19 protein-coding genes and 1 pseudogene are annotated in these 22,176 nt (G+C 70.9%); 7 read left to right on the top strand and 13 right to left on the bottom strand.

The window, feature by feature from the left end; all coding sequences use genetic code 11:
* The first annotated feature begins 79 nt into the window (after window positions 1-79).
* Complete coding sequence (locus LQ326_RS12035; RefSeq protein ID WP_308401904.1) at window positions 80-1,681, top strand: beta-N-acetylhexosaminidase; 1,602 nt, start codon at window positions 80-82, stop codon at window positions 1,679-1,681.
* A gap of 59 nt (window positions 1,682-1,740) precedes the next feature.
* Here LQ326_RS12035 and LQ326_RS12040 read toward each other — a convergent pair whose 3' ends face one another.
* The 6 genes from LQ326_RS12040 to LQ326_RS12065 all read right to left on the bottom strand — a co-directional run bounded on the left by LQ326_RS12040 (window position 1,741) and on the right by LQ326_RS12065 (window position 8,888).
* Complete coding sequence (locus tag LQ326_RS12040; RefSeq protein WP_234535559.1) at window positions 1,741-3,510, bottom strand: IucA/IucC family protein; 1,770 nt, start codon at window positions 3,508-3,510, stop codon at window positions 1,741-1,743.
* Window positions 3,507-4,070 (bottom strand): GNAT family N-acetyltransferase, encoded by a 564-nt coding sequence (locus LQ326_RS12045; RefSeq protein WP_234535561.1) that lies wholly within the window; start codon window positions 4,068-4,070, stop codon window positions 3,507-3,509. The genes LQ326_RS12040 and LQ326_RS12045 overlap by 4 nt, the downstream gene beginning before the upstream one ends.
* Window positions 4,067-5,344, bottom strand: a complete 1,278-nt coding sequence (locus LQ326_RS12050; protein WP_234535563.1) for a lysine N(6)-hydroxylase/L-ornithine N(5)-oxygenase family protein — start codon at window positions 5,342-5,344, stop codon at window positions 4,067-4,069. The genes LQ326_RS12045 and LQ326_RS12050 overlap by 4 nt, the downstream gene beginning before the upstream one ends.
* Window positions 5,328-6,770: a lysine decarboxylase DesA gene (desA, locus tag LQ326_RS12055; RefSeq protein ID WP_234535565.1), complete on the bottom strand. Its 1,443-nt coding sequence runs from the start codon at window positions 6,768-6,770 to the stop codon at window positions 5,328-5,330. The genes LQ326_RS12050 and desA overlap by 17 nt, the downstream gene beginning before the upstream one ends.
* 127 nt (window positions 6,771-6,897) lie before the next feature.
* Window positions 6,898-7,743 carry a siderophore-interacting protein gene (locus LQ326_RS12060; RefSeq protein ID WP_234535567.1) on the bottom strand — a complete coding sequence of 282 codons (846 nt, stop codon included), beginning with the start codon at window positions 7,741-7,743 and terminating at the stop codon, window positions 6,898-6,900.
* A gap of 98 nt (window positions 7,744-7,841) precedes the next feature.
* On the bottom strand, window positions 7,842-8,888 hold the full coding sequence (locus LQ326_RS12065; protein WP_234535569.1) for an ABC transporter substrate-binding protein: 1,047 nt from the start codon (window positions 8,886-8,888) through the stop codon (window positions 7,842-7,844).
* Window positions 8,889-9,328: 440 nt separating this feature from the next.
* Between LQ326_RS12065 and LQ326_RS12070 the strand changes: the two genes are divergently transcribed.
* Window positions 9,329-10,183, top strand: a complete 855-nt coding sequence (locus tag LQ326_RS12070; protein ID WP_234535571.1) for a hypothetical protein — start codon at window positions 9,329-9,331, stop codon at window positions 10,181-10,183.
* A gap of 699 nt (window positions 10,184-10,882) precedes the next feature.
* Here the strand turns inward: LQ326_RS12070 and LQ326_RS12075 are convergent.
* On the bottom strand, window positions 10,883-11,251 hold the full coding sequence (locus tag LQ326_RS12075; protein WP_234535573.1) for a VOC family protein: 369 nt from the start codon (window positions 11,249-11,251) through the stop codon (window positions 10,883-10,885).
* Window positions 11,252-11,314: 63 nt separating this feature from the next.
* Between LQ326_RS12075 and LQ326_RS12080 the strand changes: the two genes are divergently transcribed.
* Together LQ326_RS12080 and LQ326_RS48660 are read left to right on the top strand one after the other, a co-directional pair.
* A complete protein-coding gene (locus LQ326_RS12080) occupies window positions 11,315-11,776 on the top strand; it encodes a MarR family winged helix-turn-helix transcriptional regulator (RefSeq protein ID WP_234535575.1) in 462 nt (153 codons plus the stop codon).
* Window positions 11,777-11,798: 22 nt separating this feature from the next.
* Window positions 11,799-12,065: pseudogene (locus LQ326_RS48660) on the top strand (methyltransferase domain-containing protein); the annotation flags it as partial.
* On the opposite strand, the gene LQ326_RS12085 reads toward LQ326_RS48660, so the two are convergent.
* A complete protein-coding gene (locus tag LQ326_RS12085) occupies window positions 12,062-12,895 on the bottom strand; it encodes a hypothetical protein (RefSeq protein WP_234535577.1) in 834 nt (277 codons plus the stop codon). The pseudogene LQ326_RS48660 and the gene LQ326_RS12085 overlap by 4 nt on opposite strands.
* 537 nt (window positions 12,896-13,432) lie before the next feature.
* On the opposite strand from LQ326_RS12085, the gene LQ326_RS12090 reads away from it, so the two are divergent.
* Complete coding sequence (locus LQ326_RS12090) at window positions 13,433-14,626, top strand: RNA-guided endonuclease InsQ/TnpB family protein (protein WP_372496816.1); 1,194 nt, start codon at window positions 13,433-13,435, stop codon at window positions 14,624-14,626.
* 34 nt (window positions 14,627-14,660) lie between these two features.
* On the opposite strand, the gene LQ326_RS12095 is transcribed toward LQ326_RS12090, so the two are convergent.
* A complete protein-coding gene (locus LQ326_RS12095; protein ID WP_234535580.1) occupies window positions 14,661-15,305 on the bottom strand; it encodes a dihydrofolate reductase family protein in 645 nt (214 codons plus the stop codon).
* 349 nt (window positions 15,306-15,654) lie between these two features.
* Window positions 15,655-16,035 (bottom strand): hypothetical protein, encoded by a 381-nt coding sequence (locus tag LQ326_RS12100; RefSeq protein ID WP_234535582.1) that lies wholly within the window; start codon window positions 16,033-16,035, stop codon window positions 15,655-15,657.
* Window positions 16,036-16,465: 430 nt separating this feature from the next.
* On the opposite strand from LQ326_RS12100, the gene LQ326_RS12105 reads away from it, so the two are divergent.
* On the top strand, window positions 16,466-17,185 hold the full coding sequence (locus LQ326_RS12105; protein ID WP_234535584.1) for a peptidoglycan-binding protein: 720 nt from the start codon (window positions 16,466-16,468) through the stop codon (window positions 17,183-17,185).
* A gap of 27 nt (window positions 17,186-17,212) precedes the next feature.
* Window positions 17,213-18,106 carry a helix-turn-helix domain-containing protein gene (locus tag LQ326_RS12110; protein ID WP_234535586.1) on the top strand — a complete coding sequence of 298 codons (894 nt, stop codon included), beginning with the start codon at window positions 17,213-17,215 and terminating at the stop codon, window positions 18,104-18,106.
* 40 nt (window positions 18,107-18,146) lie between these two features.
* Here the strand turns inward: LQ326_RS12110 and LQ326_RS12115 are convergent, their stop codons facing one another.
* From LQ326_RS12115 to LQ326_RS12125, 3 genes are read right to left on the bottom strand one after another with little or no spacing between them, the layout of a single operon-like run.
* A complete protein-coding gene (locus LQ326_RS12115) occupies window positions 18,147-19,307 on the bottom strand; it encodes an acyl-CoA dehydrogenase family protein (protein WP_234535589.1) in 1,161 nt (386 codons plus the stop codon).
* A gap of 5 nt (window positions 19,308-19,312) precedes the next feature.
* Window positions 19,313-20,245, bottom strand: a complete 933-nt coding sequence (locus LQ326_RS12120; protein ID WP_234535591.1) for a hydroxymethylglutaryl-CoA lyase — start codon at window positions 20,243-20,245, stop codon at window positions 19,313-19,315.
* The gene (locus tag LQ326_RS12125) at window positions 20,242-22,167 is read right to left on the bottom strand and encodes an acetyl/propionyl/methylcrotonyl-CoA carboxylase subunit alpha (RefSeq protein WP_234535593.1); all 1,926 of its coding nucleotides are present in this window, start codon (window positions 22,165-22,167) and stop codon (window positions 20,242-20,244) included. The genes LQ326_RS12120 and LQ326_RS12125 overlap by 4 nt, the downstream gene beginning before the upstream one ends.
* Window positions 22,168-22,176 lie beyond the last annotated feature (9 nt).

Genomic DNA, 22,176 nt, shown 5'->3' on the forward strand with positions numbered 1-22,176 from the left:
TGGATTGTTCCACCGCGAGTGCGGGAGATTGGGCTTGACCAATCCTGGTCGGTCTCGACCCCCGCTGAAGGGAGCGCATGTGCGATCGCACCACAGAACGACTCCCCGTACGGCCCGCGTCCTCGGAACCCTGCTGCTGGTCGCGGCGGCCGGCTCCGTGACGGTCGGCGCCACCCCGGCGGCGGCGCCGCCCGCGCCGACCCCGCTCGGCCGGGTCGTCCCGGCGCCCGCCTCGGTCACGCCCGGCGCGGCGCCGTACCGGATCACCCGCTCCACCGTCATCCGCGCCGACGGCTCAGGCGCGGGCCGCCGGGTCGCCGAGTACCTCGCGCACCTCCTGCGCCCGTCGACCGGCTACCGGCTGCCCGTGACCAGCCGTGGCCCGGCGGGCATCCGGCTCGTCCTGTCCCCCGGCCCGTTCGGGGCCGAGGGCTACCGTCTCCACAGCGGCCGCGACGGCGTCACCATCACCGCGGCCGCGCCCGCCGGCCTCTTCCACGGCGTCCAGACGCTGCGCCAGCTGCTCCCGGCGGCCGTCGAGAAGGACACCGTGCGGCCCGGTCCCTGGCTGGTGGCCGGCGGCACCATCACCGACCGCCCCCGCTACGCCTACCGGGGCGCGATGCTCGACGTCTCCCGGCACTTCTTCACCGTGGCCCAGGTCAAGCGCTACATCGACCAGCTGGCCCTCTACAAGATCAACGAGCTGCATCTGCACCTCAGCGACGACCAGGGCTGGCGCATCGCGGTCGACTCCTGGCCGCGCCTGGCGGCCTACGGCGGCTCGACCCAGGTCGGCGGCGGCAAGGGCGGCTTCTACACCAAGGCCCAGTACCGGGAGATCGTCCGTTACGCGGCCTCCCGCTATCTCGAAGTCGTCCCCGAGATCGACATGCCCGGCCACACCAACGCGGCCCTCGCCTCCTACGCCCGCCTCAACTGCGACGGCGCCGCACCGCCGCTGTACACCGGCACGGAGGTCGGCTTCAGCTCGCTGTGCGTCGGCAGGCGGGTGACGTACGACTTCGCCGACGACGTCATCCGCGAACTGGCCGCCCTCACCCCCGGCCGCTACCTCCACATCGGCGGCGACGAGGCGCACTCCACCAGCCACGAGGACTACGTCACCTTCATGGACCGGGTCCAGCCGGTCGTCGCGAAGTACGGCAAGACCGTGATCGGCTGGCACCAGCTGACCGGCGCCCGTCCGGCGCGCGGAGCCCTGGCGCAGTACTGGGGGCTGGACGACACCGGCGCGGCCGAGAAGGCCCAGGTGGTCAGGGCCGCCCAGCACGGCACCGGCCTGATCCTCTCGCCCGCCGACCGGATGTACCTGGACATGAAGTACACCGAGGACACCAAGCTGGGCCAGGACTGGGCCGGACTGGTGGAGGTGAGGCGGTCGTACGACTGGGACCCGGGCGCCTACCTCCCCGGAGTCCCCGCCTCCTCGGTCCGGGGCGTCGAGGCGCCGCTGTGGACCGAGACCGTCGCCACGGACGCCGACATCGACTACATGGCCTTCCCGCGGCTGCCGGGAGCCGCGGAGCTGGGCTGGTCGCCGGCCGCCACCCACTCCTGGGACGCCTACAAGGTGCGGCTGGCCGCCCAGGCCCCCCGCTGGGACGCCCTCGGCATCACCTACTACCGCTCGCCGCAGGTGCCGTGGCCCGCACCCTAGGGTGAAACCGCCGACGGGCTCCCCCGAGGACCGTACTCGGGGGAGCCCGTCCGTCCGGATCAGAACCCCGCGACGGGATTCCTCAGGGTTCCGACCAGCTGGAGGGCGCCCGACGGGTCCGCCAGGTCCACCATCTGCCTGTTGTCGCGCAGCTGGAGCCGGTTGAGGCAGGACAGCGCGAACTCCGGGGCGAAGATGTCGTACCGTTCGAATTTTTCGGCGAGTTGGGGCGCCGACTCCTGGTACTCGCGGATGACCTCGGCGACCGTCCGCCAGAAGTCGTCCTCGGCCAGGACCCCTTCGGTCGCGAGGTTCGCGGCGAGGAAGCGGAAGAAGCAGTCGAAGACGTCCGTGAAGAGGGAGAGGAGCCTCTTCTCCTCGGGGACGTCGACGCGCAGCCGCTCGACCGCCGGCGGCAGCACCGCGTCCGGGTCCATGACCGCGATCTCCTCGGCGATGTCCTTGTACACCGCCCGCCGCACCACGCCGTCCCTCAGCACCAGGATGACGTTCTCGCCGTGCGGCATGAACACCAGGTCGTAGGCGTAGAAGCTGTGCAGGAGCGGGGTGAGGTAGGCGCGCAGGTACGACCGCAGCCACTCCCGCGCGCCCAGTCCGCTCTGTTCGGCCAGCGCGGCCGCGAAGGAGGCGCCCTCGTGGTCCACGTGGAGCAGGGCGGCCATGGTGGCCAGGGACTCGCCCTCCTGGAGGGACGCCACCGGACTCTCCCGCCACAGCGCGGCCAGCATCTTGCGGTACGGCGAGTGGCGGCCGGTCGCCTTCTCGTACTCCAGGTGCCGGTAGCCGACGGCCGCCCGTTCCCTGATGATCGACAGGCCGGTGGACCTGAGCACCGGGTCGTTCTCGATGAGCCGGGCCAGCCAGTCGTTGATGGCCGGGGTGGCCTCCATGTAGGCGGCCGAGAGCCCGCGCATGAAGCCCATGTTGAGGACCGAGAGAGCCGTCTTGACGTAGTGCTTCCCGGGGTGCGAGCGGTTGAAGAAGGTCCGGACGGACTGCTGGGCCAGGTACTCGTCGTCGCCCTCGCCCAGGCAGACCAGGTGGCCGCGGGCGACCTCGGCGGCGAAGGTGACGGTGAGCTTGTTCCACCACTGCCAGGGATGGACCGGGATGAGGAGGTAGTCGGCGGGATCCAGCCCCCGGTCGCGCAGGACACCGTCGAAGCGCTCGACGGTCCGCACGCCCAGCTCCTCCCGCACGAAGGACCCGTACTCGATCCCCACGCCCGCCGTGAACACGGCCCGTGACCGGTGCGCAGCCAGCCACACCAGCCGGACGGGGCTCGCGGTCTCGGGGGCGTACGCCAGGTAGTCGTGGACGCCGAAGCCGAGCCGCCCGTTGTTGGCGACGAAGCAGGGGTGGCCCTCGGTCATCCCGGCCTCGACGGCCTGGAAGCCGGCCCGGGTCAGCTCGGCGGCCGTGACCGGCGGTCTGGCGAGTTTGTAGCAGGTGCCGGAGAGCGTGGCGGAGATCTCCTCCAGGTAGACCGGCAGGATCTCGTCGCCGAGACCCAGGGTCTGCTTCAGCTCGATGAAGAAGTCCAGGGCGGCGAGGGGGAGTTCGGCACCGTCGCGGGTGCGGGAGACGGAGTCGGCGGCCACCTGCCAGTGGTCGAGGGCGCGGCGGACGGCGGTGAAGCGGTAGCGGGTGAGCCCGTCGTCGCTGCGGACGACGTAACCGTCCCCGTCCTCCTCGGGGGTGATCAGGCGCTCGTGCGCGAACTCGGCGAGCGCCTTGCGTATCAGGAGCCGGTTGGCCTTCTCCCAGCGCTCGGGGGACAGGTGGGCCACGGCGTCGGCGAGGGTCATACGGCGGCCACCGCCCTCTCGAACCGCTCCCGGGTGCAGTAGCTCAGCAACGCCCGCTTCTCCGGCTTCTGGATCTCCCGTACGGGCACGAACCCGACGGCCGCGTTCAGCGCGTGCACGGCCGTGTTGCGCACGTCCGGCTCGACGACGATCCGGCGGGTCGCCGGGTCCTCGAAGAGGTGGGCCACCACGGCCGTGATGACGGCTCTGGTGAAGCCGTGCACGGGGGTGTCCGTGGCGGGGGTGAGGAAGTGCATCCCGACGTCGCCGGGCTCCGGCTCGTACAGTCCGACCAGCTCGCGGTGGGCCGGGTCGTAGTACTCCATGAGGAAGGCGGGCCGGCCGTCCGCGCCGAGGCCCAGCAGCGCGTTGTGGTGCTCGTCGGCCGCGATCTCCAGGTACGCCCGCTCGACGTCCTCAAGCCGGGCGTCCCGCATCATCCAGTAGGCCGCCTTGGGGTGGGTGACCCAGCGGTGCAGCAGCTCGGCGTCCTGGAGGGGGTCCAGGGGCCGGAAGGCGAACGGCGTCGGAGTCGGCGTCGGCATCGGCATCGAGGTCATACGGCGAACTCCTGGAAGGCGATCGTCTTCTCCACCGGGTAGTAGGCGGAGCCGAGCAGCTCGCGGATGATGTACGCGTTCCGGTAGGGCCCCATGCCCAGGTCGGGGCTGGTGACGCTGTGGGTGTGGACGCCGGCGTTCTGCAGGAAGACGCCCCGGCCGGTGACGTCGATCGCGTAGTTGCGGGCCACGTCGAAGTTGCCGTGCGCGTCGTAGCGCAGCCGGTCCCGGACGGGCGCCAGGAACCCGGGCTCGGCGTACTGGTAGCCGGTGGCCAGGATCAGGCCCTGGGTCTCGATCTCGTAGTCCTTGCCCTGCTCCTCCTGGCGGAGCCCGAGCGTGTACGTGCCGTTGTCGTAGGACGCCGCGTTCAGGGACGAGTTGGTGAGGAGCCGGGTGGGGACCGGGCCGCCGAGGTTCTTCCGGTAGAGCAGGTCGAAGATCTCGTTGACCAGGTCGCCGTCGATGCCCTTGAAGAGGCCCTTCTGCTCGGCGGTGAGCCGGTAGCGGGTCGCCTCGGGCAGGGCGTGGTAGTAGTCGATGTACTCGGGGCTGGTCATCTCCAGCGTGAGCTTGGTGTATTCGAGCGGGAAGAAGCGGGGGGAGCGGGTCACCCAGTTCAGGCGGTAGCCGTGGACGTCGATCTCGCCGAGCAGGTCCAGGTAGATCTCGGCGGCGGACTGGCCGCTGCCGACCAGCGTGATCGACTCCTTGGACTGCAGTTCCCGCTTGTGCCGCAGATAGCGCGAGGTGTGGATGAAGTCACCGCCCAGGCCCCGGCAGGCGTCGGGGATGTGCGGCGGGGTGCCGGTGCCGAGGACCAGGTGCCGGGCGCGGAACTCCTCGCCGGCGGCCGTGGTGACGACATAGACGTCGTCCTCGTACCGGACCTGCGTGACTGTCGTGGAGAAGCGGACGCTGGTCAGTTTGTGCGCCGCCCACCGGCAGTAGTCGTCGTACTCGACCCGCAGCGGATAGAAGTTCTCGCGGATGTAGAACGAGTACAGGCGGCCCTTCTCCTTCAGGTAGTTGAGGAAGGAGAACTCGGACGTCGGGTCGGCCAGGGTGACCAGGTCCGACATGAACGGGGTCTGCAGATGTGCGCCGTCCAGGAACATCCCGGCGTGCCACTCGAAGTCGGGCTTGGACTCGAGGAAGACGCCGTCCAGTTCGGCGATCGGCTCGGTGAGGCAGGCGAGGCCGAGGTTGAAGGGGCCGAGCCCGATCCCCACGAAGTCATGGATTCCGGCGGGGTTTTCAGGACGCGCGGTCAAGGGACTCTCCCAGGTACTGCTCGGCGTGGCCGGCGATCAGGCCGAGGACGGCGGCGATGTCGGCCGTCGTGGTCTCGGGGTTGAGCAGGGTGAACTTCAGGTAGTGGCGGCCGCCGACCTTGGTGCCCGCGACCACGGCGTCGCCGGAGGCGAACAGGGCCTTGCGGGCGTACAGGTTGGCGCGGTCGATCCGGTCCGGGTCGGTGACGGCCGCCGGGACGTAACGGAAGACGAGGGTGGAGAGGGCGGGCGCCACGACGACGTCGTAGCGGGGGTCGGCCGCCAGGAGCTTCCAGCCTTCTTCCGCCAGTTCGCAGACCTCGTCGAAGAGTGCGCCGATGCCGTCGGCGCCCATGGTGCGCAGGGTCATCCACAGCTTGAGGGCGTCGAAGCGGCGGGTGGTCTGGAGGGACTTGTCGACCTGGTTGGGGATGCGTTCGGTGACCATGCGGCGCGGGTTGAGGTAGTCCGCGTGGTAGGTCGCGTGGCGCAGGGTCGAGGCGTCCCGGACCAGCACGGCGGACGAACTCACCGGCTGGAAGAAGGACTTGTGGTAGTCCACGGTGACCGAGTCGGCCCGCTCGATGCCGGCGAGCCGGTCCCGGCGCTTGAGGGAGGCGAGCAGCCCGCAGCCGTAGGCCGCGTCCACGTGCATCCAGACGCCGTGCTGCTCGCACAGCCCGGCGATCTCGGGGAGCGGGTCGATGGAGCCGAAATCGGTGGTGCCGGCGGTGGCGACGACCGCCATGGGGACGAGCCCGTCCCGCGCGCAGCGTTCCAGTTCGTGCGCGAGCGCGACCGTTTGCATGCGCTTTTCGTGGTCGACCGGCACCGGGATGACGGAGTCCTGGCTCAGGCCCAGCAGTTTCGCGGACTTCCTGACGCTGAAGTGGCCGGCCTCGGAGGCGAGGATCCGCAGTCCGGCCAGGCTGGCTGTCTTCGCCTCCTCCCTGGCCAGCAGCAGCGCCTGGAGGTTGGACTGGGTGCCGCCGGAGGTGAACACGCCGTCGGCCGCTTCACCGAGACCGATGCGGGCGGTCGTCCAGTCGATCAGTTTCCGCTCGATGAGGGTGCCGCCGGCCGACTGGTCCCAGGTGTCCAGGGAGGAGTTGACGGCGGAGAGCACCGCCTCGCCGAGCACCGCCGGGATGACCACCGGGCAGTTGAGGTGGGCGAGGTAGCGGGGATGGTGGAAGTAGACGGCGTCCCGGAGGTAGACGTCCTCCAGTTCGTCCAGGACCGCGAGGGTGTCGTGCAGCGGCCGGTCCAGGTCGATGCCGTCGATGAGGGGGGCGAGGGCGTCGACGGTGACACCCGTGAACGGCCGGTCGGTGGTGGCGAGTCTGGCCGCCACCCGCTCTACTCCTTCGGTCACGGAGCGGCGGTAGTGCTCCGCGGTCAGGTCATTGAGCAGGTGCGAGCGCATGCGGGGGGCCTCCGGGGCGATCCGTGCGGGAGAGGGGAGCGATCGACTTTGATTAGGTTAGCCTAACCTAAGTAACGCGGGTCAAGTGCTGCTCCTTCCGTGCCAGCCGTCGGGCCGTCCGCCCTGACTACTCGCCCGCGTCCCGGAGTTGTTCCTCCGTCAGTCCCCGCCGCCAGTACCCGACGAAGGTGACCCGCCGCCGGTCGAACCCGCGCTCCCCGACGAGATGCCGGCGCAGTTCCTTCACCCGCCTGGACTCCCCGGCGATCCAGGCGTACGGGCTCGCGCGGAAGGGGAGCCGTGCCCCGCGGATCTCCGCCACGCCGTCGCGGCCGCCCATCAGCCAGGTGATCTCCGCGTCCGCCTCGGTGGTCACGTCCTGGACGTCCCCGGCGCACGGCACCTCCAGCCAGGCGCGCACGCGGACACCGGCGGGGAGGGATTCGAGGATGGCGGTCGCCGCGGGTACGGCCGTCTCGTCGCCCCAGATCAGCACCGGGCCGGTGTCCTCGGGCGGCCGGAAACGGATCGCCCGGTTGTCGGCGACGGCGGGTCCGAGCAGGATCACCCGGTCGCCGGTGCGGGCCCGTGACGCCCACCGGGAGGCGGGCCCGGCGGGGGCGGCCGCGCCCGGCCTGCCGGGCCCGACCCCGTGCAGCACGAAGTCGATGTCGATCTCGTCGGGGTCCCGGCGCAGCGCCCGCAGCGTGTACGACCGCATCACGGCCCGTACGTCGTCCGGGAGTTCACGCCAGCCCTGCCACCAGTGGTCGCCGAGCTCGATCGGCACGGCGGGCTCGGTGTGCCCCTCGGCCGGCAGGAACAGGGAGAGCGACTGGTCGCGCCCGTGGGAGTGGAAGTGCGCCAGATCGGCACCGGCGAAGGTGACCCGGACCAGAGACGGACCGAGCCGCCTCGTCCGTACGACCCGGAGGGAGAAGAAACGGAACGGGGCGGCTACGGCCGTCGTCATATGGGCTCCTGGGAGTCAGGAAGTTGTGTGACGTGCTGGAGTCGGGGCGGGGCGGGGCGGGGCGGCGCGGCGCGGGGCCGGGGCGGGCGGCTTGCGGGTCAGCTGACCTTCTTCGCGGTCTCGATCGCCTTGGCCAGGTTCTCCACCATTGCGACGCACTTGTCGTAGGAGAAGATCGGCTCGGGGGAGCGGGCGATGACCTGGCCCGCCTTGACCGCCGGGAGCTTCTTCCAGGTGGCCTGGGTGATGTCGGCGGGCTGGATGGTCGCCGTACGGTCGTCCATCATGATGATGTCGGCCCGGTACTTGTCGACGTTCTCCCAGCTCAGCGACTCGTACCAGCCGCCGCTCGCCTTCAGTACGGACGCCGACGGCTCGACGAAGTTCACGCCGAGGGCCTTGAAGTACTCCAGGTCCACGGAGAGGCCGGTGCCGGAGACGTAGAACAGGTCCTGGGCGGCGGAACCGGCCAGCACCGTGATGCCGGGGTGTGCCCTGGCCGCGGCGCGCAGCCGCGCGGAGGCCTCCTCGAAGCGCTTCTTGGCGTCCGTGACCTTGCCGGCCGTCATGTCGGCGCCGAGCGACTCGGCGAGCGCCCAGACACGCTGGAGCGGGACGGTCAGCTGACGGTCGTAGGCCGAGATGCCGATGCTGGGGGCGAGCTCGGCGATCTTGTCCTTGGACTCGTCCGGGACGTACCAGAGAGTGCCGGCGCCGTCGAACATGGTGGTGATGAGCACGTCGGGCGCGAGCGCCGCGTACTTCTCGACGTTGAACTGCCCCCACTCGTTGCCGAGGACAGTCAGCTCGCTGATGTCCATGTCGCCGGCCTGGACATCGGCCTTGCCGGCCTTGGTCCTGGTGGGTCCGAAGACGCCCTTGACGCTGACGCCGTAGTCGTACAGCGCGGCCGCGACCCCGACGAACGCGACGATGTTCGCCGGGGCCTTGGCCAGCTTCACGGCCGTCCCCCGGTCGTCCTTGAACGTCCAGGGGCCGGACCTGGCGGCCGTCGTCCCCTTGTCGGAGGAGCCGCTTTTCGCGTCGTCGTCGCCACAGGCCGCGAGCGCGACACCGAGGCCGAGGGCGCCACCGGCGGCGAGGATGCCGCGGCGGGAGAGGTGGGCTGCTCTGACGTTGGACATGGGAATGGCCGCTTTCGGATGTGCGGAAACACCGCCGGACGAGTCGATGCTTAGGTTAGCCTAACCTCACATGTTGTCCAGGCTTCGGGGTCCGTCAATTCGTGCGAAAGTCAGCTCGGTGGCGCCGACTTCCCTTCATCCCGAGCTGGTTGGATCGGTCATGTGGGGCAGTCGCCGGGTCACCACGTCGGATCTGGGCGCGGCGAGACGCGCGGAGTCGTCGGCCTGCCGGGCCGGGGCTCGGCATCGCCGGGGTGGTGGACGGCTCCGGATTCACGGCGCGGTGTGCGCACGAGCAGCCGGCCGATGACCTGCCCCCGTGTGTCCCGGAGTTGCCTGGTGTTCGACATGACGCTATGGCTGTCTGCACGACCGGCGGTTACCGTTACCGCGAGCACGGAGGCTTGAACGCAGGAACTTCGGGTCTGCCGGGGGGAGCCATGGATCCGTTGACGGCGGTGAGCGCCGGCAAGGCTGCGGCGGGGAGACGGTTCGCCTTCTACGTTTCCGTGCAGCTGACCTCTGTCGTGGTCCCTGGCCTCGTCGCGGTGACATGCATGGCCGCGCTCATGTTGCACGCCCAGCACCCGGGAAGAATCGGCCCAGCCCTCAGCGGCGCTGCCCAGAGTCTTCGCGGGCCCGCCATGATCCTCGTCGATGTTTCCTGGCTGGCCTCTGCGTATGTGGTGGGGTACGTCGGCCGGGAGCTGGCGTTCCGCCTGCTCGGCATGGCGGAGCGGCTGAGTTCGCGCCACCGGGTCTCGCTGAGCACGCTGTACGGGGAGTTGGAAGCCTCCTACGGGCGTGCGGCCCTGCGCCGCTGTCTTCGGACCCACCCCCTGCTGAAGTACCTCTTGGACACGGCGAACGGCACGTCATCACGGTCTCAGACCCTGCGGCAGCCAGGTGGTGCGCTGCGCACCGGCAACGTCTACGAGGCTTTCCTCTACGCCAAGTTATGGCTGCGCGAGCACAACCCCGGGCTTGCGCCGGACGCGACCGAGGCGGAGATCAACATCCTCGTCTCCACACTGCTGCCGCTCGCCCTCGGCACCTGGTCCCTGATCGCCCTCGCGTCATTGAGCGTCGCGGCAGCCGCTGCGACCGCAGTCGTCGCGGCAGCCGTCTCTGCCGTCACCTTCGCTCAGGTGCTGCGCCTGCGCCGGATCGAATGCTGGGAGGCGCTGCGCAACCTTCTGGAGGACCACGAGATGCGCCTCGCTGCCGCACGGTTACCGGGATCGCCTTTCACAGCCGACCCCGGCGACGACAGTCAAGACAGCGGAGCGGCGTAGTGGCGCAAGTCGGGCAGTATGCTCTCGCAGGCCGGCCCAGAGAGTGAACACAACGACAGATGTATGTCCGCGTCGGCCCGGTGAGCGGCCACAGCGCGATGGTTCCCGTCAAGCAGGACACAGTGCCTCTCGTCGACCCGGTACGCCGGGAGCATGAGCCGCAGGGGCTCGGTGTCCACGCCGAAGGCTTGCGTCAACGCGGTGACAGTGTTTCTTCGCGCCTCGGGCCAGCTGGGTAGCGTCCGGGCCGCCGCCGCGACAGACAGCGGTCGGCTGTCCGGAGCGTCCCAGCTGCTGCTGGCACCTGCGGGGTCGGCGTACCAGACGGTGAACAGATCTGCCAAACGCCGCTTGGCCGCGTCTCGAGTGAGGACCTCCACCCGGACACGTGTATGAACCTTCGCCAGGCACGCCCAGTTGAGCTGCGCTCGGATGTCCGAGCGGAATCGAGTGGCGAAGTCATCGAGATCCATCTGCAGGCATCCCTTCGTCCGGTCAGAACGAGGCTTTCCCCTCAGGCGCCTGTGAGCAACAACCATCAAGGCAATGGCGATGTCTGCATCCCCCCACCAGGTGCTCACCCCAACCCTGCCCTTCCCGGTGCTGCCGGGAAGGGCGACGATGAAATCGCGAATCAAGGAGCCGACGTGCGGCTGGTTCTGAACGGCGCCTGCCGCGCCGAAGAGCGGGACGTCCGGCTCAGCCGCGGTCGTGGAGGGTCACGTGGTAGCCGTCGGGGTCCGCGAAGGTGAAAGTGCGGCCGAACGGCCCGTCGACGGGCGCCGAGACGATCGTCGTGCCGGCCGCGGCGAGGACGTCGTGGATGTCCTGCGCGTCGGGGGCGTGCAGCCACAGCGCCATGCCCTGGCCCGGCTGCGCGATCGCGTCCAGGTCGACGCCCGCGACGACGTCGCGGACGGCGAACGCGATCGGCTTGGTGTCGAACACGACAGCGTGCGGCGGTCCCGCGGCGGAGCGTTTCAGCCCCAGGTACTGCTCGTAGAAGACGGCGGAGCGCTCCAGGTCGCGCACCTGCAGTGAAATGAAGTCGGGTCCGGTAACGGCCACGATTCCTGCCTCCCATGACATGTCAGTCTTCTGACATGCGAGCCCGTATGTCAGACTTCTGACATGAGTCAAGGTGAATCCGGAATCGAGCTGGACACATCACTGGGGTACATGCTGAAGGCGGCCGCGAGCGCCCTGCACTCCGCCCTGGAGGCCGTGCTGAAGCCGTTGGGCATGACGATCACCCACTACTCCTGCCTGGAGCTGCTAGCCCAGCGACCGGGTCTGTCCAACTCCGAGCTGGCCCGCGGCACCTTCGTCACCCGGCAGTCGATGAACGTGCTGCTGCAGGCACTCGAACGCCAGGGACTCGTCGTCCGCCCGGCACAGGCACCCGTCGGCAGGGCCCTGCCCACCGAGCTGACCGACCGCGGGCGCAGCCAGCTCAAGGTGGCCAGCGCGGCGGTGCGCCGCGTCGAGCAGAACATGCTGGCCGGTCTGGATGCCGGCGAACAAGAACAGATGCGACGCCTGCTCACCGCGTGCATCGCCGCACTGACCGAACCGCCCACGCCGGCGACGTGACCGCTCGGCCGGTGGCACCGGCCGTCACACCACCTGCCCGCACGAACTCGGCCACGAGGTGATCGGCGTCGACGCCTCGCCGGACATGGCCGCCCTGGCCCGCGAGAGCCCGCCGGATGCCGATCTCCACGAGGCCGGCCTGCACCGGCTGCCGCTTTCCGCCGGCTCGCTCGGCACCGTCGTCCGCGCGCCCGCCCTGACACACGTGCCCGCTCTGGCCCCGGCGCCGGCCGAGTTCGCCCCCCGAAGGACTGAGCAACCGGAGCGGATCACTCGGGACGGACCCTAGCCGAGCTTGCGCAGCACCTCGGCGATGGTGGCCCGGTACGTGCGCAGCGCCTGCAGACCGGCGGCGTAGCGGTCGCGGTGCCGTGTGATGTCCACGGCCTGCTGCCGAGCCTGTGCGGCGTGCCAGATCTCGGCCGTGTGGTGGCGGCGCTTGCAGGTGACGTCCGCGACGGCGGTGGCCCGCTCTCGCCGCGTCTGCCGGGTGTTGCCGTCACTGCCCCGTTGCCAGGCGGGGTCCGAGTACGCCGCGACGGGGTCGGGATAGCGGGTGAATCCTTGTTCTGCCACACAGCGGGACCACACGTCCCAAGCCGAGCGGAGGCGCGGGTCGCGCTTGACCGCCTTGTCGACCTCGATCGCCCGGGTACGTGCGTAGAGCCAGTCCCGCTTGACGTCGATGCCGCGCATCAGCCGCCGGCTCGCCTCGGCGTTGCAGGCGGGGAAGTCCGCATACTCGGCGTCGGTCATCCGGCGGCCCTTCGGCTGGAGGACCGGGGACTGTGCCGGGTCCCAGCCGTAGCCCCAGCGGCGGGCGGCGGCGAGATCCAGGGCGCCGTAGTCGGTGCCGACCGCGGTGGCGACGATGGGATCGGTGGGGTAGCGCGGGTCGAGCGGGAAGTCCGGGTGGCCGTGCTCCGCCATGCACTGCCGGACCAGCAACGCCGATGCCCGCTGCGATCGCTGGTAGTCCCGCGGTGTGTAGTCGTAGCGGTCGGCGGGCAGAGGGCCCAGGTCCGACGCCGTGCGGATGATCTCCGGGCCCCCGGCACCGGAGACGCAGATCGCCGCCAGCACCGCCGCGACGCCCAGTCGCCACCCCCGCTTCGTCATGCGTGGAGATGCTAGCGGGCGGCGTGCAGCGGTCGGCCATGGCCCCCGGTGCTCTGGCGGAGAGCTCGATCAGGCGACACCCGCCGAGCGGCTCTCCAGAGCGGCGTACCGCGATCCTGGGGGAAACTCCGCGCTCACCCGGAGCACATACCGCGGGCAAGGAACGCGTCGGCATCTGCGGAGAGAAGGGCGTCCGCTGGGGCGGACGCCCCCTCGCAGTCGCGGTCCGGCCGCAAGCGGGCCCTCGTGTCACCTGGTGTCCTGTGAGGAGGCCCCGGCGTTCACGCCGGGGAGGAATCGCATGACAGCGACGCGGAGCGTCGCTGTATCGGGCCCGTGGGTGCGGAGCGTCACCGTGCCCCTCGGCGGAGCCGGGCGATGGCGAACGTGTGTGCCTGTGTTCGCTGATGGGGGTGATCGTGGCGGGAGTTGTATGTAGGTGTGCGAAGCTCGCTCATATGGTCGTGTGAGGGCAGGGCGGGTGACGGGAGCGAGAGCGGGGGTGTTGGAGTGACGGAAGTCGCGGACAGTGGTTGCGTGGGCCATGCCCGTTACACCTACCGGCTGCGCGTGTCGTCTGCCGCCCGCGCCGCTCTGGTGGCGGAGTGGGACCGGTGCCGCTGGATCTGGAATGAGTGCGTCGCCAAGTCCAGGGCCGTGCACCTGCGCAACAGGGCAACCGGGCAGAAGGCCGCGTGCGGTCCGGCGCAGCTCGACAGGATGCTGACCGAGGCCCGCGCTCGTACGCCGTGGCTGCGTGGGGGCTCGTCGGTTCCCCAGCAGCAGATCATCCGCGATTTCGGCCGCTCCCGCGCCAAGGCGCACAAGGACATCCGGGGGCGGTTGCCGATGGCGCGCCGGGCCGGGATGCCCGGGCACAAGAAGAAGCGCGATGCACTGGCGAGCCTCAACTACACCCAGCGCGGCTTTCGGCTGAAGGACGGCCGTCTGCATCTGGCGGGCGGCATCGTGGTGACGGTGGTGTGGTCGCGGGAGTTGCCGGCCGAGCCGTCCTCGGTGCGCGTGTACCAGGACAGCCTCGGGCACTGGTATGCCTCGTTCGTCGTCCCCGCCCAGGCTCAGCCGTTGCCGGAGACCGGCCGTGCAGTCGGTGTGGACTGGGGTGTGAAGGAGACCGCCACCACCACGTCCGACGACCACGACCTGCCGCACGCTGGGCACGGCAGGAAGGCTCAGACGAAGCTGACCCGGTACGACCGGATGATGGCCCGTCGCAGACCGAGGAAGGGACAGCCCGCCTCGAAGGGCTACCGCGAGGTGAGGAGACTGCGCGCGAAGGCGTACAAGAAGGCAGCCCGGCAGCGGCAGGACACCGGCCGTAAGTGGGCCAAGAAGGTCGTCCGCGACCACGACGCTGTCGCCGTCGAGGACTTCAGGCCGAAGTTCCTGGCCAGGACCACGATGGCCCGTAAGGCCGCTGACGCCGCCATCGGCGCCACCAGGACGGCCCTGATCGAGATGGGCCGCAAGCACGGGCGGGACATCCGCCTCGTCCACCCCGCGTACACCACGATGGACTGCGCGCACTGCGGAGCGAGAGCCAAGCACGCATTGCCGCTGGGTGAGCGCACCTACACCTGCACCGCATGCCGGACCGTGTCCCCCAGGGACAAGAACTCCGCACGCGTGATGCTCGTCCGGGCTGGTCTCAACCCGGCTGGTGCCGATGGCGCAAGACCTCCTGGAGCGCTGCTCCAGGAGGCAGCCTGAGCCAGGAATCCCCTCCCCTCAGGGAGGGGAGGATTCAACTTCGCCAGAACAGGTGGTGCGTCACGCCGCTCGGGCTGGGCACGACCTCCAGGTGGAACCGGTCGAGCAGTTCGTCGGGGGACTCCCAGAGTCGCAGTCCGGACCCGAGCTTCAGCGGCGAGACCGCCACATGCAGGGTGTCGACGAGGCCGGCATCGAGGAACTGCCGGATGGTGGTGACCCCGCCGCCGAGCCGGACGTCCATGCCCCGCGCCGCTTCCCGCGCATGGTCGAGGACCGTGGCCGGGTCGCCGTCGACGAAGTGGAACGTGGTGTCGGAGAGCGTGAACGACGGACGCTTGTGGTGGGTCATGACGAACACCGGTGTGCGGAACGGGGGCTCCTGGCCCCACCAGCCGCGCCACCCATGGTCCTGCCAGGGCCCGCGCTGGGGCCCGAACTTGTTGCGGCCCATGATCTCGGCGCCGATGTTGCGTGCGAAGTCCCGCGTGAAGTAGTCGTCGAGGCCCCGGCTTCCGCCGGGATCCGTGCGCATGGGCGAGTTCGCCGTGGCTCCGGCCCAGCCGAACAGTCTCTCGGGACGGTCGAGGCCGAACGGCCGCTCGAGGCTCTGGTGCTCACCGGCACCGATCCCGTCACTCGAGACGCAGAAGTTCATGACTCTCAGCAGTTGGTCCACGGGTGTCCTCGTCAGTCCTGTCGCGTCATCGTGCGGCGAGGCGCCGCACATCATGACGTCGAACGGGACGCACCCGAATCGACAGCGGCCCGCAGTTTCTTTCCGGGGAACACCGCCCGGGGCCGGCTCGCCGTGCACCACCTGCCCGGGACCGTCCGCACCAGGGGACGGCGCGCTCGGCGACGGATTCGGACTCATGGCGGGCCGCGACGGTGCCCCGTGCGCGTGGCTCGGTTCACCCGAGGCGTCCTGGCCGGTGCGGCCGGCGTCCGACCCGCCCCGTCCGCCTTCCCTCGAACACGGGTCGGCCCCGACGGCGTGGCGGCGTCGGGGCCGAGGCCGGGGAAGGTCAGCCTGTGGTGTCCCACTTCCACGGGCCGCAGATGTCGGGGGCGGCGGGAAGGTTGACGCAGGCCCGGTACTTGATCGTCTGGCCGTTGGTGAAGCTGCGGTTGAAGTCCGTGTGCGTGCCGCAGCCTCCGCTGTGATTCAGCCGCACCGTGCCCGCGCCGGCCCTCTGGTACTGGGCGTACACGCTGTGCCCGTCGCAGCTCGTGTCGGAGACCCGGAAGTCGTCGGTGCTGGTCCAGTAGTTCACCCGGCCCCGCTCCACGCTGCGGGTGTACACCGATGCCTTCCCCGTGGCCGAGGCCGGCACCGTGACCATGACCGTCACGACACCGACGGCGCAGACCGCCACCGCCGTCCTGGCGAGATTGCGAACGTACATGCGGGACCTCCGTTGTGTGGAACGATGTTCGAACGCTCTGCGCCGGTCCCGGACCGGGCCGGGACCGGCGAAACCGACAGCGGCCGATGCCGCTCGGCACGATTCTGAGCGTGACGCCTGGCGTCACGATCGAGCGTGGTGGATGGGCTGGGCACGTCTCCAGGGGCCGTGCACGGCCCGGGACATCCCGGGACGTCTCAGGCCGTGACCTGTGCGGACGCCGCCACCGGGACACGTTCCCGGGAAGTCCTGTGGGGAGGGCGACGGGCTCGTGGACCGTTTGCTGGAGTGACCGGAATCGATCGCAAGAAACCGGGCTTTCAGGCGAATCCCTGACAGGAGCGTCCGAACGACGCGAGAATCGCGATAAGTCCGGCAACGCGGCGTTCCGGAGCTCGTGACGGATCCGGGAGCTGACGGGGGAGGCACGGTGAGGTGGAAGGAACTGCCCGAGTCCCTTGATCCGCACGCCTGGCGGCTTGTGGTGGAGCTGCGGCGGCTGAAGGATCACAGCGGGCTGAGCCTGAAGTCCCTGCAGGCGAAAACGCCCTTCAGCAAGTCGTCGTGGGAGCGGTATCTCAACGGGAAGGCGCTTCCGCCGCAGGACGCTGTCGAAGCGCTGGCGGGGATGGCCGGCGCGGACGGCACCCCGCTGCTGGCCCTGCGGGACGCCGCGCAGCGGACCTCGGCCGCCGCCGCGGTCGCGTCGGCGGAGAGCGGTCCGCCGGTGCACAGGCAGGATCCGCGGCCGGAGATCCGGGTGGCGGCGCTGTCCGTCGCCACGGGGGCGCTGCTGGTCTCCGCGGTCACCTCGGTCCTGCTGATCGCCGGCCCGGGGCGCGGGCAGCCCCCCGCGGCCGGTGCGGCCGGCGTAGGGAAGTACGGATGCACGTACACCCGGCACGGTGACCAGGTGTTCGCAGGGAACAGCACCACCACTTCCCACCTGGTCATGCGGAACGGGACCGGACCCGATGTCGCGGAGGTGCAGTGCCTGCTGCTGCGTCACGAACTGTCACCCGGTGACGTGGACGGGTACTTCGGAGAGCGCACGGAGGCGGAGGTCAGACGGTTGCAGCGGCGGGACCACGTGTCCGACGACGGGATGGTCGGCGAGCAGACCTGGGCCCTGCTGCGGCACGTGGCATAGACGACCGAGGAAGGAAGGACCGGGGCCATGGTGTACTCCGCGGCTCGTCGTCGAGAGCTGCCTCCCGAGCTGCCCGCTGCCTGGTCGTGCCTCGTCACCGGCCTGCGCGACCTGAAGGACGGCAGCGGGCTGACGCTCGCCGAACTGGCGCGGGCGACGGCGATCAGCAGGTCGTCCTGGGAGCGGTACCTCAACGGCAAGCAGTTCCCGCCCAGGCATGCCGTCCAGGCCCTGTGCAAGGCCGCCCGTCACACCGAGGACGAACTCCTGGCGCAGTGGGCGCTGGCGGACGGGGTCTGGAGCAGACGCGGGCAACCGCTGTCCGCCGGTCCCGACGCGGCACCACCGCCCGCTTCCGCCGCTGACGCCGCCGTACTCCGCGGCCCGTCTCCCGCGCAGCGCGCCGGCCGGGTGCACCGCATGCTGATCGCGGCCTCCGCGCTGGTCGACGAGCGGCCCGTGGGTACGGCGGCCGGCGTGCTGCTGCTGTGCGCGGCGATGGTGACGCCCGCCGCCGTCGTCCACGCCTCCCGCACCGCTGCCTCTCAGCCGGCCGCTCGCCCGCCGGTGTGTACGTTGCGGTCGTGCGAGGGCCGGAATCCGCGGACGACGGCGTGCGAGGATCCCGTCACCACCGCCTCCCACACGGCGGCGGACGGCGCCCGGCTCGAAATCCGGCTGAGCCCCAGCTGCCGGGCCGGGTGGATCCGGGCCTGGCCCACGCACCCCGGCTTCGGCATCGAGATCACCGGCCCGGACGCACGCCCTCAGAGCGCGGTCGAAGGAGCACGGCCGGCCGGCGGCGAGGTGACGACGACGACCATGATCGCCGCCCCTCACCCCGGGAGCCTGCGCGCGTGCTACTACCCCTCCCTCGGCCATCTTGGGAGGGAGTGCTTCTACGGCACCCGGGCGCCGTGACGTTCGCCCTGGGGCCGCCGCACGGAGTCCCCCGGCCGGTTCAGCCCCCCAGCCCCAACTCCCGTGCGATGAGCATCCGCTGCACCTCGCTCGTCCCCTCCCCGATCTCCAGGATCTTGGAGTCGCGCCACATGCGGGCCACCGGGTACTCGTTCATGAAGCCGTAGCCGCCGTGGATCTGGGTGGCGTCGCGGGCGTTGTCGACCGCGATGGTGGAGGAGTGGAGCTTGGCGAGGGCCGCTTCCTTCTTGAAGGGCTCGCCGGCGACCAGGCGGGAGGCGGCGTCGCGCCAGGCGAGGCGGGCGGTGTGGGCCTTCAGCTCCATGTCGGCGATCTTGAACTGGATGGCCTGGTTGGCGCCGATGGGGCGGCCGAAGGCGTGGCGTTCCTTCGCGTACTTGACGGACTCGTCCACACAGCCCTGGGCCAGGCCGGTGGCCAGGGCCGCGATCGCGATGCGGCCCTCGTCGAGGATGCGGAGGAACTGGGCGTAGCCGCGGCCCTCCTGGCCGAGCAGGTTGGCGGCGGGGACCCGGACGTCGGCGAAGGACAGCTCGCGGGTGTCGGAGGCGTTCCAGCCGACCTTGGAGTAGGGGGCGGCGACGGTGAAGCCGGGGGTTCCGGAGGGGACGATGATCGACGAGATCCGCGGCTTGCCGTCGGGCTTCCGGCCGGTCACCGCGGTGACGGTGACCAGACCCGTGATGTCCGTCCCCGAGTTGGTGATGAAGCACTTGCTGCCGTTGATCACCCACTCGTCGGTGTCGGGATCGAGCCGCGCCGTCGTACGGGTCGCGCCCGCGTCGCTGCCGCCGTCGGGCTCCGTGAGGCCGAAGGCGCCGAGGAGTTCGCCGGAGCAGAGGCGGGGGAGCCACTCCTGCTTCTGCTCCGCGGTGCCGAAGAGGTGGATCGGCATGGCGCCCAGGGAGACCCCCGCCTCCAGGGTGATCGCCACCGACGAGTCGACGCGGGCCAGTTCCTCCAGGGCGATGCCGAGGGCCAGGTAGTCGCCGCCCATCCCGCCGTACTCCTCGGGGAACGGCAGTCCGAACAGGCCCATCCGGCCCATCTCGCGGACGATCTCGTAGGGGAACTCGTGCCGCTCGTAGAAGTCGCCGATCTTCGGCGCCACGACGTCGTGCGCGAACTCCTCCACCGTACGGCGGAGTTCTTCCAGTTCGGGGGAGAGGCGGTGGTCCATGGTCGTCACTCCTGGTGGGAGAGGGCGCGGACGGTACGGGACGGGCTGGGCCGGCCCAGCTGTTCGGCCATCCACACGCTGGTGGCGGTCAGGCGGCCGAGGTCGACTCCGGTCTCGATGCCGAGGCCCTGGAGCATCCAGACCAGGTCCTCGGTGGCGAGGTTGCCGGTGGCGGACTTCGCGTACGGGCAGCCGCCGAGCCCGCCGGCGGACGCGTCGACCGTCGTCACGCCGTGCTCCAGGGCCGCGTAGGTGTTGGCGAGCGCCTGGCCGTAGGTGTCGTGGAAGTGCACGCCGATGACGTTCGTCGGCACGCCCTCCTCGTTCAGCAGGGAGAGGAGTTCCAGGACGTGGCCGGGGGTGGCCACGCCGATCGTGTCGCCCAGGCTCAGCTCGTCGCAGCCCATGTCGCGCAGCGCCCTGCAGACCCGGACGACCTGGTGGAGCGGGACGGCGCCCTCCCAGGGGTCGCCGAAGCACATCGAGACGTACCCGCGCACGTGCACGCCGGCGTCCTTGGCCTGCCGGACGACCGGGTCGAAGACGGCCAGGGACTCGTCCAGGGAGCGGTTGAGGTTGGCCTTGGCGAAGGACTCGGTCGCGCTGGCGAAGACGGCGACCCGGCGGGCGCCGAGGGCGAGGGCGCGGTCCAGGCCGCGCTGGTTGGGGACCAGGACGGGGAGCGAGACGTCCCGGAGGTCGGCGAGCTGGGGGAACAGGTCCTCCGCGTCGGCCAGTTGGGGCACCCACTTCGGGTGGACGAAGCTCGTCGCCTCGATCGTGGTCAGGCCCGCGTCGGCCAGGCGGTGCACGAACTCCGCCTTCACCGACGTCGGTACGGCCGTCTTCTCGTTCTGCAGGCCGTCGCGCGCGCCGACCTCGTGGATCCGGACGCGGGCCGGGAGGCCGGCCGCCGGTACGGTCATGGGGAGTGTCACTGGTCCTCCTCTGCCGGGGTGATCACGGCCAGCACCTGGTCCATGGCGACCGTGGCCCCCGGTTTCACGTCGAGTTCGGCGACCGTGCCGGCGTGCGGGGCGGAGATGACGTGCTCCATCTTCATCGCCTCCACCACCAGCAGGCTCTGCCCGGCGGTGACCTCGTCCCCCACGGCGACCTTCACGACGGTCACCGTGCCGGGCATCGGCGCGGTGAGGGAGTCGGCGCCGGCGTGCGCGGTGCGGTTCAGCGAGGCGGCGACCAGGTCGTGGTCTCGGACCTGCCAGGCGTCGCCGTCGCGGCCGATCCAGTCGGCGGCGCGGCGGAAGGTGTGCCGGACGCCGTCCAGCACCACCGACACGCGGTCGGCGGTGACGGTGTGCGTGCCGCGCGGGGCGTACTCCACCGGGTCCTGCACCCGGAGGTGGAAGCCGACAGGTCTGGCGGTACCGCCGAGGCGCCAGCCGCTGGGCACGGAGAAGGGGTCCGTCCAGCCCCCGTCCCCCTGCCCGGCGGCCGGCCGCAGCGCCTCCAGCCGTACGGCCGCGGCCGCCTCGTACACCTCGTCCGGTACGTCCGTGGAGACCAGGTCGTCCACCACCCGCTCGACCAGGCCGGTGTCCAGCTCGCCCGCCACCACCGCCGGATGGGCGAGCAGCCGGCGCAGGAACCCGGCGTTGGTCTGCACGCCCAGCGTGACCGTCTCGGCGAGGGCCCGGCGCAGCTTGCGGAGCGCGGTCGCCCGGTCCGGGCCGTACGCGATCACCTTGGACAGCATCGGGTCGTAGAGGCTGCCGACCTCGGAGCCCGCGCTGAGGCCGGAGTCGGTGCGGACGCCGTCCCCGGCGGGCTCCTCCAGGAGGAGGACCGTGCCGCCGGTGGGCAGGAAACCGCGTGCCGGGTCCTCGGCGCAGATCCGGGCCTCGACGGCGTGCCCGGTGAGCGTGACGTCGTCCTGGCCGAAGGACAGCCGCTCGCCGGCCGCCACCCGCAGCTGCCACTCCACCAGGTCCACACCCGTGATCAGTTCGGTGACCGGGTGCTCCACCTGGAGGCGGGTGTTCATCTCCATGAAGTAGTAGGAGGAGGGATCGCCGCCCGGCACGATGAACTCCACCGTGCCCGCGCCGACGTACCCGCACGAGCGCGCCGCCTGTACCGCAGCCGCGCCCATCGCGGCCCGCGTCGCCTCGTCCAGCAGGACCGAGGGCGCCTCCTCGACGACCTTCTGGTGCCGGCGCTGCAGCGAGCACTCGCGTTCGCCGAGGTGGACGACGTTGCCGTGGCCGTCGGCCAGTACCTGGATCTCGATATGCCGGGGGCGGTCGATCCACCGCTCGACGAGGAGGGTGTCGTCGCCGAAGGAGGCGCGGGCCTCGCGGCGGGCGGCGGCGATCTCGTCGTCCAGCGCTCCCAGGTCCCGGACCAGCCGCATGCCCTTGCCGCCGCCGCCGGCGGAGGGCTTGAGGAGCACGGGGGCGCCCAGTTCGCGCGCGGCGGCCGCCAGTTCGGGGTCACGGCCGCCGGGCACCACCGGCACCCCGGCCGCCGACACCGTCTCCTTGGCGCGGATCTTGTCGCCCATCAGCGCGATCGCGGCCGCGGGCGGCCCGATGAAGACCAGTCCGGCCTCCTCGCACGCCCGCGCGAAGGCCGCGTTCTCGGCGAGGAAGCCGTAGCCCGGGTGGACGGCCTGCGCCCCGCCGCGGGCAGCGGCCGCCAGCAGCCGGGGCACGGACAGATAGCTCTCGGCCGCCGGCGCCGGACCGATCCGGACCGCGGTGTCGGCCTCGCGGACGTGCCGCGCGTCCGCGTCGGCGTCGGAGTACACGGCCACCGAGCGGACGCCCAGCGAGCGGAGCGTACGGATGACCCGGACGGCGATCTCGCCCCGGTTGGCCACGAGTACGGTGTCGAACACGAGTCCCCT

Source organism: Streptomyces shenzhenensis (genome assembly GCF_021462265.1).
GTDB lineage: Bacteria > Actinomycetota > Actinomycetes > Streptomycetales > Streptomycetaceae > Streptomyces > Streptomyces shenzhenensis.